The following is a 401-nucleotide window of genomic DNA, read 5'->3' on the forward strand; positions in this document are numbered from 1 at the left end:
GTTGAGGAGGCCGTCGCGGCCGGATGCCGCGCGGGTGAGGAACTCCTCGCACTCCCGCGTCAGGTCCGTGACGGTCTCCGCCGTACCCGTGGTGATGTTCAGGACAGTGGTGGTGAAGGAATCGGACATGCCGCCATCTTCTCTTCCGGGAGGCGAGATGGCACGTCCACGCTCCGAGACGCCATTGACCGTGTCCTGACCGGATGACTACGTTCATCGCCATGTTCCGATCAGCTCTGCTCACCTCGCGCGGTCACATCGACCTGCTGCGGGTGGCATCCGCCGCGTGTTGTCGCGGCTGCTGACGTTCCCTCAGCGCCTTTCGCGCCCCTCCTGACCGGAGCCTTCATCCGGTTCCGGCCCATCGGCTGCGCCTTGCCCTCGCGCACGTGCTCCTGTGT

General features: G+C 66.1%; 1 protein-coding gene and 1 pseudogene. One reads left to right on the plus strand and one right to left on the minus strand.

The genetic code is table 11. The features are described from left to right. Positions 1–129 (minus strand): annotated as a pseudogene (locus tag RNB18_RS53135) (YjbQ family protein); the annotation flags it as partial. Between the two features lie 92 nt (positions 130–221). On the opposite strand from RNB18_RS53135, the gene RNB18_RS54050 reads away from it, so the two are divergent. Continuing rightward, positions 222–305, plus strand: a complete 84-nt coding sequence (locus RNB18_RS54050) for a putative leader peptide (protein WP_311307964.1) — start codon at positions 222–224, stop codon at positions 303–305. Positions 306–401: the final 96 nt, after the last annotated feature.

The organism is Streptomyces doebereineriae, assembly GCF_031845645.1.
GTDB lineage: Bacteria > Actinomycetota > Actinomycetes > Streptomycetales > Streptomycetaceae > Streptomyces > Streptomyces canus.